Source organism: Nitrospira sp. Nam80, from assembly GCF_965152575.1.
The window spans coordinates 2,169,452-2,185,050 of record NZ_OZ224216.1; the positions used below are offsets into that span (position 1 = coordinate 2,169,452).

A 15,599-nucleotide genomic window follows, 5' to 3' on the forward strand; every position below is an offset into this window, starting at 1 on the left:
GCTATAATGCGCGCTCGCCGCGCCGTATCGCCGTTGATTTGGACAGTCGTTCACTTAAATATGGAACATCAATTCGAAAGTGGTGACATTGTCGTCGGAGTGCTGGCTGCGGCAGGCGTCGTTGTCTTAATCGTGGTGTTTGTCTGGGTGTTTCGCCAGGTCATGTCGCGCGACGGGGAATGAGTCTGTAGGGGACGCAGCGCGGTGTTTTTCGCCTGTTGCAGTGGTGTTTGGCGTTAGCGCGATCTTCGCCGCGCATCCGTTCCATCCGAGACTGAAAGCAGAACGATAATAGATGAAGCGAGAGGGATGAATGTTTACCGGGATTGTGGAAGAAATGGGGGCGGTGACGACCGTCACCAAAGGGTTGGCCGGCACGCGCCTGACGATCATGGCATCCACGGTGATGAGTGATTTGACCGCGGGGGCCAGCATCAGCGTCAACGGCGCCTGCTTGACTGTCACGGCGCAGGGCGACACGGATTTTTCCGTTGATGTCTCGCCGGAAACCTCGTCCGTCACCACGATCGGCACCTTGGCGGCAGGATCTCCGGTGAACCTGGAACGCGCAATGAAGCTCAACGAGCGGATCGGAGGGCATCTGGTGTCCGGCCATGTCGACGGAATCGGCATGATTCGAAACCGGCATCAAGACGGCAATGCGATTCTGTTGGAATGCGAAGCGCCGAAAGAGATCTTGCGATACTGCGTGCCGAAGGGGTCGATTACCGTAGACGGCATCAGCTTGACCGTAAACAAAGTGACGGATCGTTCCTTCTTTCTGTCGATTATTCCCCATACCGCGAAGGTGACGACGCTCGGCTTGAAGCAGGTCGGGGATCGGGTGAATCTGGAGGCCGATCTGATCGGCAAGTATGTCGAACGATTGCTCCAGGAGCGGGGAAGCCTGCCGGAAAAGCCCAACCCGGTGATTGATCGAGAGTATCTGCAGAAGCGGGGATTGCTGTAGAGGATTTCGCCGTCAAGGTCGTGCGTGGGCGTTCCGCACGTGCTCGTCTCGCTGCTGTAACTCGCGATGGCCTGGCTGCGGCTCCCCCCATCCCCCACATCAGAATGTGGAGGCTTCCGATCAGCCGATACCTGTTCTCCTCAGGCATCGTCCGTCGGGCCTCGCACAGGCCTTCGCGACCGACATCAGCATCGCTCGCCCGCAATGTCACGCCACGCACGACCTTGACGGCTGGCCTCCGTCTCGGCTGACGAACGGCGCGCGGCCTCGGTTGCGCCATCATGCGTTGAAGTAGTCAGCCACTGAACCGGCTCGGTTTCCGGCGGTGCTTCACTTTTCCTGTATTAGAAATAACGACTAAAGACATAGTCGGCCAACGCCTCGCCGATGCGATGGTGAACCCTGGCGGAAGGATGTGCATCGAATTGGCTCGCCCGAAACTCTTCCGAAGTAAACTCATTATGGAGGGGCCAGAGATCTACGAATGCGATGTGGTCTCGTTCCATTTGTTCGGCCACCCTTCCAAAATGGCTTTGTTGTTCCGGCAATAGGACGATCGAATATGAAAGATGATAGCTCTGTGCCGTCTGCTTGAATCGAGGAATGTACTCGTAAGAGTCGGGTAATTCGCCGGCTGATAGTCCGGTATCCCGGCGCCGCAAATTAAACGATGAGTAAATTACATCTCTAAATAGATACGCCGAATGCATGTGATGCAGGATACGCTTGAATATGGAGTCCGGAGACAGAACACCGGCGGAGGTTGTATAGAAGTCGAGATATCCGGCCGAATTGACACTCGGCGTACGAGCGACGTTAAAATCCTGCGGAATAATCGCCATGAGAACCAAATCGGGCTGAACGTCGGGTACCCGATGTCGTAGCGTGGCGGCCATCTGCTTCACGCTGTAGGCCAGCGTTCCATAGTTAAAGACCCGCACCGTACGCTGCGTTTGCTTTTGGTTGAGTCGGGTTTCGAGGACGTAGGCGAATGTATCTTCCGTCTTGGACACCCCCGTCCCAAATGTGACCGAATCCCCAACGACGGCAATCCGATATTCATTCTTCTGTTTAGAGGTATGCGGGATGCGAGTTGGAATGGTCCGCAACCCCCAATGGTCGGTATCGATAACCGCCAGGCCTGAGGCGCGGGCCTGGACTAGATTGGGTTTGTGAACATACGGAATGTCGCCCGCACCACTGAACGGCATGTAGATCGGATCACAAATGTATTGTTCTGAATATCCCCACACTCTTACTGCAGCTTCGAGCAGGACTGCGGAAAGCGTCAGCACATACAGGACGAAGAGAGCGTTTCGAATCATGCGCTGGGATTGTATCACTGTGCGATAACAGCAGACCATCTCTTGACCGAACTCGCCGATCGCGATAAGTACGACCGTATGCGGTTCATGCATTTCGCCAGTGCAATGGCGTGTCACATCGCCGCTATCGTGTTTCTCGGCGCCTTGGCGCTCGGCACGCCACTTTCCTCCTCTGCCGTCACAATCACCGTCGATCTGGCTGTCGAAGAAGGGACGATGTCGCATCGGGCGAACGGCTATCTCGTCAGTGTCGAGCCGGACAGCCCTGCGTCGGAATTGATCGAGCCGCTGCGGCCGACCAGCTTCCGTGGGAGCGCCGGCTACGTCTTTCGTAACTATGAGCGATTGCGGCGTTTGGGCGTGAACGAGTTTCAATTGACCCTCGGACTGATCTTTGCCGACTTTTCAGACGGCATTTTTGACATCAACCGCATCGGAGAAGACGGAGACTACGGACCCTGGATCGGCCATATTCATAGAATCATCGACCAAGTCGAAGCGCGAAAGCTCACGGTAATCTGGGACATCTATAACGAGCCGGATCGGGCCAACGTTCCCATGCAGGACAATGATCGGCTCAAACAAGGCTGGCGGCTGGCGTATCGCATCATCAAGGAGCGACTACCTGACGCCCTCGTCGTCGGCCCCAGCGTCGCCTACTATTCGGCGCTCCGGCCCTTTCTCGAATGGAGCCGTGACGAGCGAGTGTTTCCCGACGTCGTCGCGTACCATGAATACGGCGATCCGGCCGGCGCGCCGGCCTACTTGGACGATCTCCGTCGCTTTCTCGCCGCAAGCGGATTGCCGCGTCCCGTTTCGGTGAATGAAATACTCGGCCAGGAGTTCTGGATGATTCCCGGCTATGTGGCCGGAGTCCTGGCGACGTACGAACGGGCCGGAATCCTCAGCGCGATGCGGGCCTGCTGGCCGGATGTGCAGGATACGAGCCGGCTCCAGCGGGACAACACCTGCGAGAACCCGACGCTCGACGGCTTGCTGTACGTTGATCGCGCATCAAAGCGACCGGGATGGCATGTTTATAAAGCCTATGCCGATATGCAAGGACTGAAAATCTCGGCAATGGCGGACTCCACCAACACCTATGCATTGGCCTCAGTCGATGCGTCAAAGGGACTGGTGCATGTGTTGATGGGAAAGTACGAGGAGCCCGCGAATAATGCGTCCCGTGTTCTCCTCCGAAATGTGTCGCGAGGCTCGTTCTCAGTCGGGGTACCGGGTCGATTACGAGTCCATGCTGAACGGATTCCCGATGTGGGTTCCGCTCCGCTCGAACATCCGGCTCTCACTTTCGATGCCTGTGTGCCCGTCGAGGATGATCGGGCCGAGATTGTCCTTGACGACTTTGCACGCATGGATGCGTATTGGATAGTCTTCGGCTCCTGCGACCAGGAGACGCCGCTGATCCTGTCGCCGTGATGCCGGTGTGCCCAAGAAGCGCATCGATCTTGACAGTGTCTCCACCCGATCGGTAAGATGCCTCAACCTTTAACGCTCATCCTGCGAGGTGAGCAAGGAGTGAGTGATGATTGCGGCTCAACGCCGTGCGACAGACCTTCTCATCGGAGCCGGTGAGGAGGTTTTTTTATGCCCTCAGCCGTACCAGTCGATCATATGACGACCGCGGACAAACAACAGGAGCGGGTCGTCATGGATGTGGGAGACATCGCCCGGGCGCTGACGCGCATCGCCCACGAGATTCTGGAGCGAAACAAGGGGACGGAACATCTCGCACTCGTCGGTATCCGAACCGGCGGTGTACATCTGGCCCACCGGTTGGCGCGCCGCATCCGTGAGATTGAAGGCACTCAACTGCCGATCGGAGAGCTCGACATCACGTTGTATCGCGATGATCTTGCCCTGCGGAAAAGCCAGCCTATCTTGCGCAAAACGTCGGTGCCGTTTCACATTTCCGATATGAAGGTCGTCCTGGTTGACGACGTGTTGTACACCGGCCGCACGATTCGAGCGGCGATGGACGGCCTGATTGACCTGGGCCGCCCCGCGGAGATTCAGCTCGCGGTGCTGGTGGATCGCGGACATCGCCAGCTTCCGATCAAGGCCACCTATATCGGCAAGAATATTCCCACGTCACGCGATGAAAATATTCATGTCTATTTGGAAGAAGAGGGAGAAGAAGATCGCGTGGTGATTATCAAGGGGTAGTCGTGGGCCTCAAACGCAAAGATTTGCTGAGCCTCGCCTCGCTCTCGGTGGACGAAATTAAACTCGTCCTCGAGACGGCGGATTCCTTCAAGGAAGTCTCCGGCCGGGAGATCAAAAAGGTTCCGGCGCTCAGGGGCAAGACCGTGGTCAATCTCTTCTTCGAGCCGAGCACGAGGACCCGCACCTCCTTTGAATTAGCTGCCAAACGGCTCAGCGCCGATGTGATCAACTTTTCCCCTTCATCGAGCAGCGTGGTCAAGGGCGAAACGTTACTCGATACAGCCCGCAATATCGAAGCCATGCAGGCCGACTTGATTGTGCTGCGTCATCCTTCGGCCGGCGCGGCGGAGACCTTGGCCCGCGGCGTAAAGTCCTCGGTGATCAATGCCGGCGACGGGTGGCATGAGCATCCCACTCAGGCGTTGCTCGATTTGTATACGATCAGGGGACGGGGCATGGATTTCCGGGGTCTCCGTGTCGTCATCGTCGGCGACGTGGCCCATAGCCGGGTCGCCCGATCAAATATGTATGCGCTCACCAAACTCGGGGCGCAAGTGCGGGTGGTCGGGCCGCCCACCATGATCCCATCCCATGTCGAGCGCTTGGGCGTGTCGGTCTTCTATAGTCTGGACGAAGCGCTGCGGGATGCGCAGGTCATCATGATGCTCCGCCTCCAGCTCGAACGACAGGGACGGGCGCTCTTTCCTACCATCCGGGAGTATGCCCGGCTGTACGGACTGACCGCCGAGCGTGTAAAGCTGGCGGAGCCGGGAGCCATCGTGATGCACCCCGGACCGATCAATCGCGGTGTGGAAATCGCGCCGGAAGTCGCCGACAGTCTCTCATCCGTGATCTTGGATCAGGTCGCCAACGGAGTGGCGGTGCGGATGGGCATCCTCTACCTGATGTCGGGAGCGGGATAGTGAAGAAATTGTGAATTAGGAATGAGGAATGAGGAATGGAGAGTCGGGAAATGAGGAATATCGAATGAGGAGTGAGTCGGCGGGGAATATAGGGTACGCGGGCCTATTGCTCTGGGTGCTGCTGGTCAGCTGTGCGGGTCATGTGGATCTTCAACACCTGGCCAAGACGCCGGACGAACTCGTGGCTTTGCAGCAATTCAAGGCCGACCATCCGGAAGCCGACAGGGAAGACTTGACCATGGCGTTGGAGGTCTATCGCGCGGCGCGGCTGAGAAAGCAGGCGCTGGCGGTGCATTACCGCCATCAGTATCCCAATGCGACCCCCGAAGAACTTGATACCCTCATCGAAGACCAAATGACGCGGGAAGGGCCGTATCCGGGGGCGATGCCGATGGGCTGTGCGAATGCGGGGTCCGGCCCAATGACCAACACGAGTTGTAACTGACATGAGACAAGCTGCATTGCGGGACATGACGATCGTGATCAAAGGCGGGCACGTCATCGATCCAGGTCGATGGAACGGCCCGGCGGATGTCGTCATCGAAAACGGAAAAGTCGCCCACCTTGGGCCGAACCTCTCCGTGCCGGACGGGGCGACCGTAATCCAGGCGGTCGGCCGGCTGGTCTTGCCGGGATTCGTCGATGTGCATGTGCATTTTCGTGAACCGGGGTTCGAATACAAGGAAACCATCGAGAGCGGCACTGCCGCCGCCGTCGCGGGCGGATTTACGTCCGTTTGCTGCATGCCGAATACGAACCCCGTGAACGACAACCAATCGATTACCGAGTTTATTTTGGAACGGGCCAGGGCGGCCGGCCTGGCCCATGTGTTCCCGATCGGCGCGATCACCAAAGGTTCGGAGGGAAAAGAACTGGCGGAAATCGGCGATCTCCGGAGGGCCGGCTGCGTGGCAATTTCCGATGATGGTCGCCCCGTGATGAACAGTCTCGTCATGCGGCGGGCCATGGAGTATGCCCGGGCGTTTGATATTCCGGTGGTCGATCATTGTGAAGATCTCCATCTCTCCGAGGGGGGCTGCATGAACGAAGGTCTCGTGTCCACGGAATTGGGACTGCCCGGTATTCCGCCCGCGGCGGAGGACGTCATGGTGGCCCGCAATCTTTCGCTGGCCGAGCTTACCGGCGCGCGCCTTCATCTTGCCCATATCAGCACGGTCGGCTCCGTGCGCATGGTCCGCGAGGCGAAAGCACGCGGCATTCATGTGACGGCTGAAGCCTGCCCCCATCATTTCACGCTGACGGAAGAATTGGCGCGCGGGTATAACACGCATGCCAAGATGAACCCGCCGCTGCGAACATGGCAGGATGTGCAGGCCATCAAAGAAGGCCTCCGCGACGGCACGATCGACGTGATCGCGACCGACCATGCGCCGCATGCTCCCCAAGAGAAGCAACAGGAATTCACGGAAGCGCCGTTCGGGATTGTCGGCTTGGAAACGGCCTTGCCTCTGACGCTCGGGTTGGTCGAGGAGGGTATTTTAGATTTGGAAACCGCCGTGGCCAAGCTGACGGTCCGTCCGGCCGAAGCCTTCGGATTGGCGAAAGGCACGCTCGCGGTGGGGGCGGATGCGGATGTAGTGCTGGTGGACCCTCACGCGCAGTGGGAAGTGGACCCGGCCCGCTTTCGCTCCAAAAGCCGGAACACTCCGTTTGCCGGTTGGAAGGTGAAAGGACTCGTGACTATGACGCTCGTCGGAGGCCGAATCGTCTCCGAGGCCGCTGAGCCGGGGCGATAATTTGCGTGGGACCGGCGTTGCGGCGGACTCTGGTAGTCTGCATGACCCTAGAATTCACAGCGCTCGCGACCTGGGTCGGCGGGCTGATCGTGTTAATCGGATCGGTGATTCCGGCGGTCTTCAACACATTCGGGGGGCAGGACAGCGGCGGCTTTTTTTTGACTCGTTCATTTGAAGGTTACAATCGCCTCGTCTTGATCGCGCTGACGATCCTCGTGTTGGGCATCATCGGGCGAGCATGGTTCCAGCAACGAGGTGTTCCCCAATGCCGAGTCACTCAAGGCGAATGGGTCGTGCTCGGCCTGATGGCTATCGTGGCCGGGATGATTATCTTTGTGCTGCACCCCCAGGCGGCGGCCCTCCAAGCAGCCGCATTTGCGTTACCGGGTGGGGCAGCCAAGAAGGAGGCCTTGGAAACCTTCTTTAAGCTGCATTGGCCGATGCGGGCGCTTTATGTGGTGAACTTGGGATTTGGGATTGTGTTGATCGGCATACGGGTTCGCTCCTGGATAGACCAGTCATGATGAGATGGACGAAAGGCAATGGGAATGTCTCATGACGGATAAGGGTCGGAGAGGACAAAGGTGAAGAGAGCCATTCTTGCGCTGGCGGACGGGACGGTCTTCGAAGGGAAAGCCCTTGGCTATGAAGGAGATACCTGCGGGGAAGTCGTCTTTAACACGGCGATGACCGGATATCAGGAAGTCTTGACTGACCCCTCCTATAAAGGACAGATCGTCACGATGACCTGTCCCCATATCGGCAATTACGGCCTGACCCCGGAGGACGAGGAATCGCGGAGAGTGTGGGCGGAAGGATTCATCGTCAAGGAATCCAGCGGGTTGGCCAGCAACTGGCGGACGAAGCATCGGCTCGATGAGTATCTTCGTCATGCGAAAGTCGTGGCGCTCGAAGGAATCGACACGCGGGCGCTTACCAGGCATTTACGGGAAAAAGGTGCTCAGCCGGGGGTCATTTCTCAAGGCGATTTGGATCCGGGCCGTGTCGTAGAGCGGGCCCGCCAGGCGCCGAGCATGATCGGGCGAGATCTTGCCGCCGCCGTGACCTGTGCCGCGGCCTATTCCTGGACAGCAGGCAGTGGTCCATGGGCCCCACGATTGAAACAAGATGGATTGCCGGCAGCTCATCTTTCCAGTCCGCGATGGAAAGTCGCGGCCTATGATTTCGGCGTGAAACAGAACATTCTGCGGCGCCTCGTCGATATCGGCTGCGAGGTCACGGTCGTGCCGGCCTCCACGACGGCCGAGGCCGTGCTCGCTATGAATCCTGACGGCATTTTTCTCTCCAATGGCCCGGGTGACCCGGAAGGTGTACCCTATGCGATCGAGGCGATTCGGCGGTTGATCGGACGCAAGCCGATCTTCGGAATTTGTCTCGGTCATCAAATCCTCGGCCTGGCCATGGGCCTGCAAACGTATAAGTTAAAGTTCGGCCACCATGGCGCGAATCATCCGGTATTGGATTTGCGAACCGGCCGGGTCGAAATTACGTCGCAGAACCATAATTTCGCGGTAAAGGGCCCTTCCCGGACATCGGGCGATGAGGCGTCGATTGTTTCCACTGACTTCGGTCGGGTACGAATCAGCCACGCGAGCCTCAACGACGAGTCGGTAGAAGGTTTGATTTGTCTCGATCAGCCGGTCTTTTCGGTGCAGTACCATCCCGAAGCCTCGCCGGGGCCGCATGACTCCGCGTATTTATTTGAAGAATTCAGTCAGCTCATGGAGAACACTCATGGATAACATCTGGCGACGCTCGGCATTGATACTAGCGCTGTTCCTGGCGCCGTTGCATGCGGGCTGCATTACGATCAATCTTCCACCAGGACCTGCGGCGCTGCAGGAATACAATGTCAGCGGGGATGGAAAAGACAAGGTGCTATTGGTGGACTTGTCCGGCGTCATCAGTTCGGAGAGCCGCGAAGGATTTTATAGCTATCCCAGCCTGCTCGCGACGATCAAGGAAGAGCTGTCGAAAGCGGCCAAAGACGAACGGGTCAAGGCCATGGTCCTGCGGATCAACAGTCCCGGCGGCACGGTGACGGCGTCGGACATCATTTACCATGAATTGAAAAGCTTCAAGGCCGCGCGCAATATTCCGATTGTGGCGTCCATCATGGATGTCGGCGCCTCCGGCGGCTACTACATCGCATCGGCCGCGGACGCCGTGATGGCGCATCCGTCGTCGGTAACGGGAAGCATCGGCGTGATCATGCTGACGGTGAACGCGCGGGGACTCCTGGAAAAAGTCGGCGTGGAGGCCAATGCGGTGACCTCCGGCCCGCGCAAGGATATGGGATCTCCGTTCCGGCAAATGCTGCCGGAAGAACGGGCTATCTTCCAAAGTGTGATCGACTCATTCTATGAGCGTTTTCTTCATGTCGTGCGGGAGGGCCGTCCGAATCTATCGACGGAGCAGATCAAAAAATTAGCGGACGGGCGAATTTATTCCGGTCAACAGGCCAAAGAATCAGGATTGATCGATGAGATCGGCTATCTTGACGAGGCGGTGGACCTCGCCAAGAAGAAGGCGGGACTCACCGCGGCAAAGGTCATTACGTACCGGCGGCCAGGGGAGTATCAAAACAACGTGTACTCGCGGCTCATGGGAAACGGGTCCGGGGTGGCAAATTTGGCGAATCTGGATCTGCTGTCGCTCGTGCGGGGCGGGACCCCGCAGTTCATGTACCTCTGGATGCCGTAATTGCAGTTTTCGATTCGTTGACGGTAGGGGCTGGTTGCTGATTCAATAGGCCACCATGGATTCATTGTCCCGCTCCTCCATCGATGAGCTGTTCGCGCGCTCGCTCGCGCGCCGCTCCATGCTGAAACTCGGCATGCGTGTCTTGTATGGGCTTGGATCGGCGCTGAGCCTCGGTGGCGCAGCAGGGTTGCTTCAAACAGTGACCGGATGTGTCAGGGCGCCGGGGACGGCCCGTGACCAGTTTATCTATATCTCCGAAGAGAAAGAGATCGCCATGGGGCTCAATGCGTTTCGTGAAGTCTTGCGGCAGGCGCCGTTGAGCGAGAACCCGGAAATCAACGAGATGGTGCATCGGGTGGGTAATCGCATCGCGCAGGCGGCCAATAAACCGGAATATCAGTGGGAGTTTGCCGTCATTCAGGACGATAAAACGATCAATGCCTTTGCCTTACCGGGCGGAAAAGTGGCAATCTTCACGGGCATTCTGAAGGTGACGAAGAATGAGACCGGCTTGGCGACGGTGATGGGCCATGAAGTCGCGCATGCGCTCCAGCGACACGGGGCGGAGCGTATGAGCCGGACGATTCCGGAGATGATCGGCCAACTCGGGGCCTTGGCGGCCGGGGCGGCGACCGGCCATGCGGATGTTGCGATGGCGGCCATGACAGCCTATGGGGTCGGAGTGTCCTTGCCCTTCAACCGCAAACAGGAATCCGAAGCCGACTACATCGGACTACGCCTCATGGCGGAAGCGGGCTATGATCCGAGCGAATCGGTCGGGTTCTGGGAGCGGATGAGCGGCTGTCCTCGCGCGATGATCGGCAAACTATGTTTTCGATCGCAACAATCCATCCCCGAGTTCCTCTCCACGCATCCATCGGATGTCACCCGCATTAACCAAATCGAGGCCTGGGTGCCGGAGGCCATGAAACACTACCATCCCCAAGGCGCTCCGGCGCAACCTCACGGACCGGTCAAACCGTACCGGCCCCCTATCGGACCCATGCCGGATGTACTTCCGCATACCGGATAATTCACAACCACGAGGTTATTCGTGCCGCGCCGCACAGACATCCAATCTATTCTTTTGATCGGTTCCGGGCCGATTGTCATCGGACAGGCCTGTGAGTTCGACTATTCGGGGACGCAAGCCTGCAAGGCCTTGAAGGAAGAGGGCTATCGCGTGGTGCTGATCAACAGCAACCCGGCCACGATCATGACGGATCCGGATTTTGCGGACCGCACCTACGTGGAGCCGATCACGTTGGAAGTCGTGGAGAAAGTCATCGAGTACGAGCGGCCCGATGCGCTCCTTCCGACGATGGGAGGACAAACTGCGCTCAATACGGCCGTCGGCTTGGCGAAACGAGGCGTCCTCGAGAAGTACGGCGTCAGACTGATCGGCGCCACCGCCGACGCGATCCACAAGGCGGAGGATCGTGACGCATTCCGACAAGCCATGTGGCGCATCGGCCTGAAAGTCCCGGACAGCGCTGTCACCACCTCTTTGTTCGAAGCCGAGGAGCAGGTTAAATCCATCGGATTTCCGGCGATTGTCCGGCCCTCTTTCACGCTGGGCGGAACCGGCGGCAACATCGCGTATAACATCGAGGAGTTCCGCAAACATGTGGAATGGGGCTTGGCCATGAGCCCCGTGCGCCAGGTCTTGATCGAACAATCGGTGATCGGTTGGAAAGAATTTGAGCTCGAGGTGATGCGCGATCTCAAGGACAATGTCGTCATTGTGTGCCCCATTGAAAACCTCGACCCGATGGGGATCCATACGGGTGACAGCATCACCGTGGCGCCGGCCATGACGCTCACCGACAAGGAATACCAACTGATGCGGGATGCCGCCGTTCGCATCATCCGGGAAATCGGCGTGGACACGGGCGGGTCTAATATCCAATTCGGCATTAATCCCGCGAATGGGGACATGGTGGTAATCGAGATGAATCCACGTGTGTCCCGAAGTTCGGCGCTCGCGTCCAAGGCAACGGGCTATCCGATTGCCAAGATTGCGGCCAAATTGGCCGTGGGATACACGTTGGATGAACTCCCGAACGATATCACGGGAGTGACGAAAGCCTCCTTCGAGCCGACCATCGATTACGTCGTCGTCAAGGTTCCTCGGTTCGCCTTCCAGAAATTTCCGGGCGCCGACGCCACCCTGACGACTCAGATGAAATCAGTCGGTGAAGTCATGGCGATCGGCCGAACATTTAAGGAATCCCTGCAGAAGGCGATTCGTTCGCTCGAGCTCGATCAATTCGGCCTGACCTCCAAAGCGAATCTGGACCACGGCTTGCCGGCCGGCGCGAATCCCGGGGAATTGCTGGACCGGATCCGCACGGCCGTTCGCACGCCCTTTCCGGACCGTCTGTGGCGCGTGGCGGACGGACTGCGCTTAGGGATGACCGTCGACGAATTGCATGCTCTGACTAAAATCGATCCATGGTTCTTGGAGCAGATCCGCGAGATCGTCGAGTTTGAAAGCCGCCTGGTCGGTCTCCGTCATCCCGACGGTGCGGGGGGCATCTCAGATGATCTGCTTCGGAAGGCTAAAGAACTCGGATTTTCAGACGAGCGGATTGCGCAATTGACCGGCACGGTGCCGGCGGCGGTCCGGCAACAGCGAACCGTTTCTTCGGGCAAGCGGCTGCGCGTAACGTATAAGCGCGTGGATACGTGCGCGGCGGAATTCGAGGCTCATACGCCGTATCTGTATTCCACCTATGAGCAGGAATGCGAATCGCGACCGACCGACCGGAAGAAGGTTATGATTCTCGGCGGGGGCCCCAATCGCATCGGCCAAGGCATCGAATTCGATTATTGCTGCGTGCATGCGGCGATGGCGTTGCGCGAGGAAAACATTGAAACCATCATGGTGAACTGCAACCCCGAGACCGTCAGCACGGATTACGACACGTCCGACCGCCTCTACTTCGAGCCGCTGACCGAGGAAGACGTGCTGAATATTATTGAGCGCGAGCAACCGTTCGGGGTCGTGCTGCAGTTCGGCGGTCAGACGCCGCTCAAGCTGGCTTTGCCGTTGTCGAAAGCGGGGGTCACCATTCTCGGCACCAGCCCGGATGCCATCGATCGCGCGGAAGATCGGGAGCGCTTCCGCGATTTGCTCAATAAATTGGGCTTGCGGCAGGCGGAAAGCGGCACGGCTCGATCGGTGGAGGAGGCGGTCCGGATTGCGGCCAAAATCTCCTATCCCGTCATGGTTCGTCCCTCCTATGTCCTTGGGGGCCGCTCCATGCAAATCGTCTATGATGAAGCGGGATTGCTGGAATACATGGGCTCAGCGGTAAAGGCCTCGCCGAAACATCCCGTGCTGATCGATCAATACCTCAGGGATGCCATTGAAGTGGACGCGGATGCCATTTCAGACGGTCGGACCGTGGTCGTGGCCGGCATCATGGAGCATATTGAAGAGGCAGGGGTCCATTCCGGCGACTCCGCCTGTTCGCTTCCGCCCTACACGTTGGACCGACCGATCATCGACGAGATCCGCCGGCAGATGACGGCGTTGGCGCTGGAGTTGGAGGTCGTAGGGCTCATGAACGCTCAGTTCGCGGTGAAGGACGGCACGGTCTTTGTCTTGGAGGTCAATCCGCGGGGATCGCGGACCGTCCCGTTTGTAAGCAAAGCCATCGGTGTGCCGTTGGCAAAATTGGCCATGAAGGTCATGGTCGGTCGCACCTTGGCCGATCTGCATTTTACGGACGCGCCGACGCCGGAGCATTTGTCCGTCAAAGAAGCCGTGTTTCCCTTTACCAAGTTTGCCGGCGTAGACGTTCTGCTGGGCCCCGAGATGAAATCCACCGGGGAGGTCATGGGCATCGACAGCGATTTCGGCTGGGCCTTTGTGAAATCTCAAGCCGGCGCGGGCGCCATGTTACCGACCGGGGGCACCGCTTTTCTCAGCGTCAAGCAGGAGGACCGTGCGCTTGCCTGTGATGTGGCGATCCGGCTTGGCCGACTGGGTTTCCGCATTACCGCGACGTCCGGCACAGCCGAACATCTACGAGAGAAGGGAATGACGATCGATACGGTGAACAAGGTGCAGGAGGGGCGGCCGCACATTGTGGACCATATTAAGAACGGTGACGTGGCGTTGGTCATCAACACCGTCAAAACGGCCGCGGCTCAGGCGGACTCCCTCTCCATCAGACGGGAAGCCCTCCACAAAGGCGTACCCTATTACACCACCATGCGAGGCGCCCTGGCCGCCGTGATGGGCATCGAGGCCGTCGTAAAAAAAGGTTTGACCATACGGTCGCTTCAGGAATACCACGGCGTTCGGTAGAACCGGACGCGAACTGTGCTCTTGCCATCAACGATCCGAGGGAGCAATGCCGACACCGATCACGAAGAAGGGATACGAAGCGCTTAAAGCGGAGTTGGATCGACTGCGGAAGGTGGAACGGCCCAAAGTGATTGAAGCCATTGCCGAGGCGCGCGCCCATGGCGACCTGAGCGAGAACGCCGAATATGACGCGGCCAAGGAACGCCAAGGCTTCATCGAAGCCCGACTCATTGAGCTCGAGTCCAAGCTTGCCGACGCGCGCATCATCGAGACGGCGGGGCGTACCAGTGACACGGTGATCTTCGGCGCGACTGTGGTGGTGATCGAGCAGGAAGCGCAGCAGAAAAAGGAATATACCCTGGTCGGACAGGACGAAGCCGACCTCAAGCTCGCCCGGATTTCGGTGCAGTCGCCGGTCGGGCGCGCGCTGATTGGCAAACGCGTCGGCGATCTGGTCGAGGTGACCACTCCGGTCAAGGTGGTGGAGTACGAGGTGGTCGAAATTCGCTTCGATGAGTTGTGAGGGGCGATGCCTGGGGCGTTGTCGCTAATTACGCTGCTGACCGACTTCGGAACGCGCGATTATTTTGTCGCGAGCATGAAAGGCGTGATTCTGAACATCAATCCCCAGTCGCAGATCGCCGACCTTTCTCACGAGGTCCCGCGGCATGACATTGCCGGCGCCGCCTACCTGCTGAAATCCTGCTATCGCTACTTCCCTGACGGCACCGTCCATGTCGCGGTCGTGGATCCCGGGGTCGGGAGCAATCGGCGTCCATTGCTCATTGCCACGTCCCGGTATTTCTTCATCGGACCGGACAACGGGCTCTTCACCTACATCTGTGACGAGGAGACCGGCGTGGAGGTCCGGCAGATCGAAAATCGACAATACCGGCTGGATTCCGAAGGTTCAACATTTGACGGCCGGGATGTTTTTGCCCCGGCTTCGGCCTGGTTGGCCAAGGGGCAGGCGGTGGGTTCGTTCGGGAGGCTTCTGACGAAGTATGAGCGGCTTCCTACGACGGCTCCCGGCTGGGACCGGCAGGTGATGGCCGGGCAGATTGTGTATGTCGATTGCTTCGGCAATCTCATTTCGAATCTGACTTCCGTTGAGTTGAAAGAGGTCCGTGGAGTGACTAAGCGTGGTGCTTCTTCCTTACATCTTGGCGGGCAGACGATCGAAGGTTTCGTGACCAGCTATAGCGACGGCGCTCCCGGCGTGCCGCAAGCGCTGATCAACAGCAACGGGCAGATTGAAGTCTTTGTCCGAGAAGGCAATGCCGCCGAGCTGCTCGGGGTCGGCCGGGGAGCGCGAATCGAATTGGCCTGAGTTTCAGTCCACTCATGACATGTGCCGACATTCGTACGGGTTTTCGTCACAATGACAAAAACGCGTCG

At 58.5% G+C, this 15,599-nt stretch carries 15 protein-coding genes; 14 read left to right on the plus strand and 1 reads right to left on the minus strand.

The window, feature by feature from the left end; genetic code table 11:
* The first annotated feature begins 6 nt into the window (after positions 1 to 6).
* Positions 7 to 183 carry a hypothetical protein gene (locus ACWGXE_RS10190; protein ID WP_447603419.1) on the plus strand — a complete coding sequence of 59 codons (177 nt, stop codon included), beginning with the start codon at positions 7 to 9 and terminating at the stop codon, positions 181 to 183.
* A gap of 130 nt (positions 184 to 313) precedes the next feature.
* The gene (locus ACWGXE_RS10195) at positions 314 to 970 is read left to right on the plus strand and encodes a riboflavin synthase (RefSeq protein ID WP_447603421.1); all 657 of its coding nucleotides are present in this window, start codon (positions 314 to 316) and stop codon (positions 968 to 970) included.
* Positions 971 to 1,314: 344 nt separating this feature from the next.
* On the opposite strand, the gene ACWGXE_RS10200 is transcribed toward ACWGXE_RS10195, so the two are convergent.
* Positions 1,315 to 2,295, minus strand: coding sequence for an SGNH/GDSL hydrolase family protein (locus ACWGXE_RS10200; RefSeq protein ID WP_447603423.1), 981 nt, complete (start codon positions 2,293 to 2,295; stop codon positions 1,315 to 1,317).
* A gap of 42 nt (positions 2,296 to 2,337) precedes the next feature.
* On the opposite strand from ACWGXE_RS10200, the gene ACWGXE_RS10205 reads away from it, so the two are divergent.
* The 12 genes from ACWGXE_RS10205 to ACWGXE_RS10260 all read left to right on the plus strand — a co-directional run bounded on the left by ACWGXE_RS10205 (position 2,338) and on the right by ACWGXE_RS10260 (position 15,531).
* Positions 2,338 to 3,732: a hypothetical protein gene (locus ACWGXE_RS10205; RefSeq protein ID WP_447603425.1), complete on the plus strand. Its 1,395-nt coding sequence runs from the start codon at positions 2,338 to 2,340 to the stop codon at positions 3,730 to 3,732.
* Positions 3,733 to 3,900: 168 nt separating this feature from the next.
* Entirely contained in the window at positions 3,901 to 4,479 is a 579-nt protein-coding gene (gene pyrR / locus ACWGXE_RS10210; protein WP_447603427.1) for a bifunctional pyr operon transcriptional regulator/uracil phosphoribosyltransferase PyrR, read from the plus strand.
* Between the two features lie 2 nt (positions 4,480 to 4,481).
* On the plus strand, positions 4,482 to 5,402 hold the full coding sequence (locus tag ACWGXE_RS10215) for an aspartate carbamoyltransferase catalytic subunit (RefSeq protein WP_447603429.1): 921 nt from the start codon (positions 4,482 to 4,484) through the stop codon (positions 5,400 to 5,402).
* 64 nt (positions 5,403 to 5,466) lie between these two features.
* The gene (locus ACWGXE_RS10220; RefSeq protein ID WP_447603430.1) at positions 5,467 to 5,847 is read left to right on the plus strand and encodes a hypothetical protein; all 381 of its coding nucleotides are present in this window, start codon (positions 5,467 to 5,469) and stop codon (positions 5,845 to 5,847) included.
* A 25-nt stretch (positions 5,848 to 5,872) separates the two neighbouring features.
* Positions 5,873 to 7,159: a dihydroorotase gene (locus tag ACWGXE_RS10225; protein ID WP_447603939.1), complete on the plus strand. Its 1,287-nt coding sequence runs from the start codon at positions 5,873 to 5,875 to the stop codon at positions 7,157 to 7,159.
* A gap of 41 nt (positions 7,160 to 7,200) precedes the next feature.
* Positions 7,201 to 7,683, plus strand: a complete 483-nt coding sequence (locus ACWGXE_RS10230; protein ID WP_447603432.1) for a hypothetical protein — start codon at positions 7,201 to 7,203, stop codon at positions 7,681 to 7,683.
* A gap of 60 nt (positions 7,684 to 7,743) precedes the next feature.
* Positions 7,744 to 8,922 carry a glutamine-hydrolyzing carbamoyl-phosphate synthase small subunit gene (gene carA / locus ACWGXE_RS10235; RefSeq protein ID WP_447603434.1) on the plus strand — a complete coding sequence of 393 codons (1,179 nt, stop codon included), beginning with the start codon at positions 7,744 to 7,746 and terminating at the stop codon, positions 8,920 to 8,922.
* The gene (gene sppA, locus ACWGXE_RS10240) at positions 8,915 to 9,883 is read left to right on the plus strand and encodes a signal peptide peptidase SppA (RefSeq protein ID WP_447603436.1); all 969 of its coding nucleotides are present in this window, start codon (positions 8,915 to 8,917) and stop codon (positions 9,881 to 9,883) included. Before carA ends, sppA begins: the two co-directional genes overlap by 8 nt.
* Positions 9,884 to 9,938: 55 nt before the next feature.
* Positions 9,939 to 10,916: a M48 family metallopeptidase gene (locus tag ACWGXE_RS10245; RefSeq protein WP_447603437.1), complete on the plus strand. Its 978-nt coding sequence runs from the start codon at positions 9,939 to 9,941 to the stop codon at positions 10,914 to 10,916.
* A 21-nt stretch (positions 10,917 to 10,937) separates the two neighbouring features.
* A complete protein-coding gene (gene carB / locus ACWGXE_RS10250; protein ID WP_447603439.1) occupies positions 10,938 to 14,201 on the plus strand; it encodes a carbamoyl-phosphate synthase large subunit in 3,264 nt (1,087 codons plus the stop codon).
* A 46-nt stretch (positions 14,202 to 14,247) separates the two neighbouring features.
* On the plus strand, positions 14,248 to 14,724 hold the full coding sequence (gene greA / locus ACWGXE_RS10255) for a transcription elongation factor GreA (protein ID WP_447603441.1): 477 nt from the start codon (positions 14,248 to 14,250) through the stop codon (positions 14,722 to 14,724).
* Positions 14,725 to 14,730: 6 nt separating this feature from the next.
* Complete coding sequence (locus tag ACWGXE_RS10260) at positions 14,731 to 15,531, plus strand: SAM hydrolase/SAM-dependent halogenase family protein (RefSeq protein ID WP_447603443.1); 801 nt, start codon at positions 14,731 to 14,733, stop codon at positions 15,529 to 15,531.
* Positions 15,532 to 15,599: the final 68 nt, after the last annotated feature.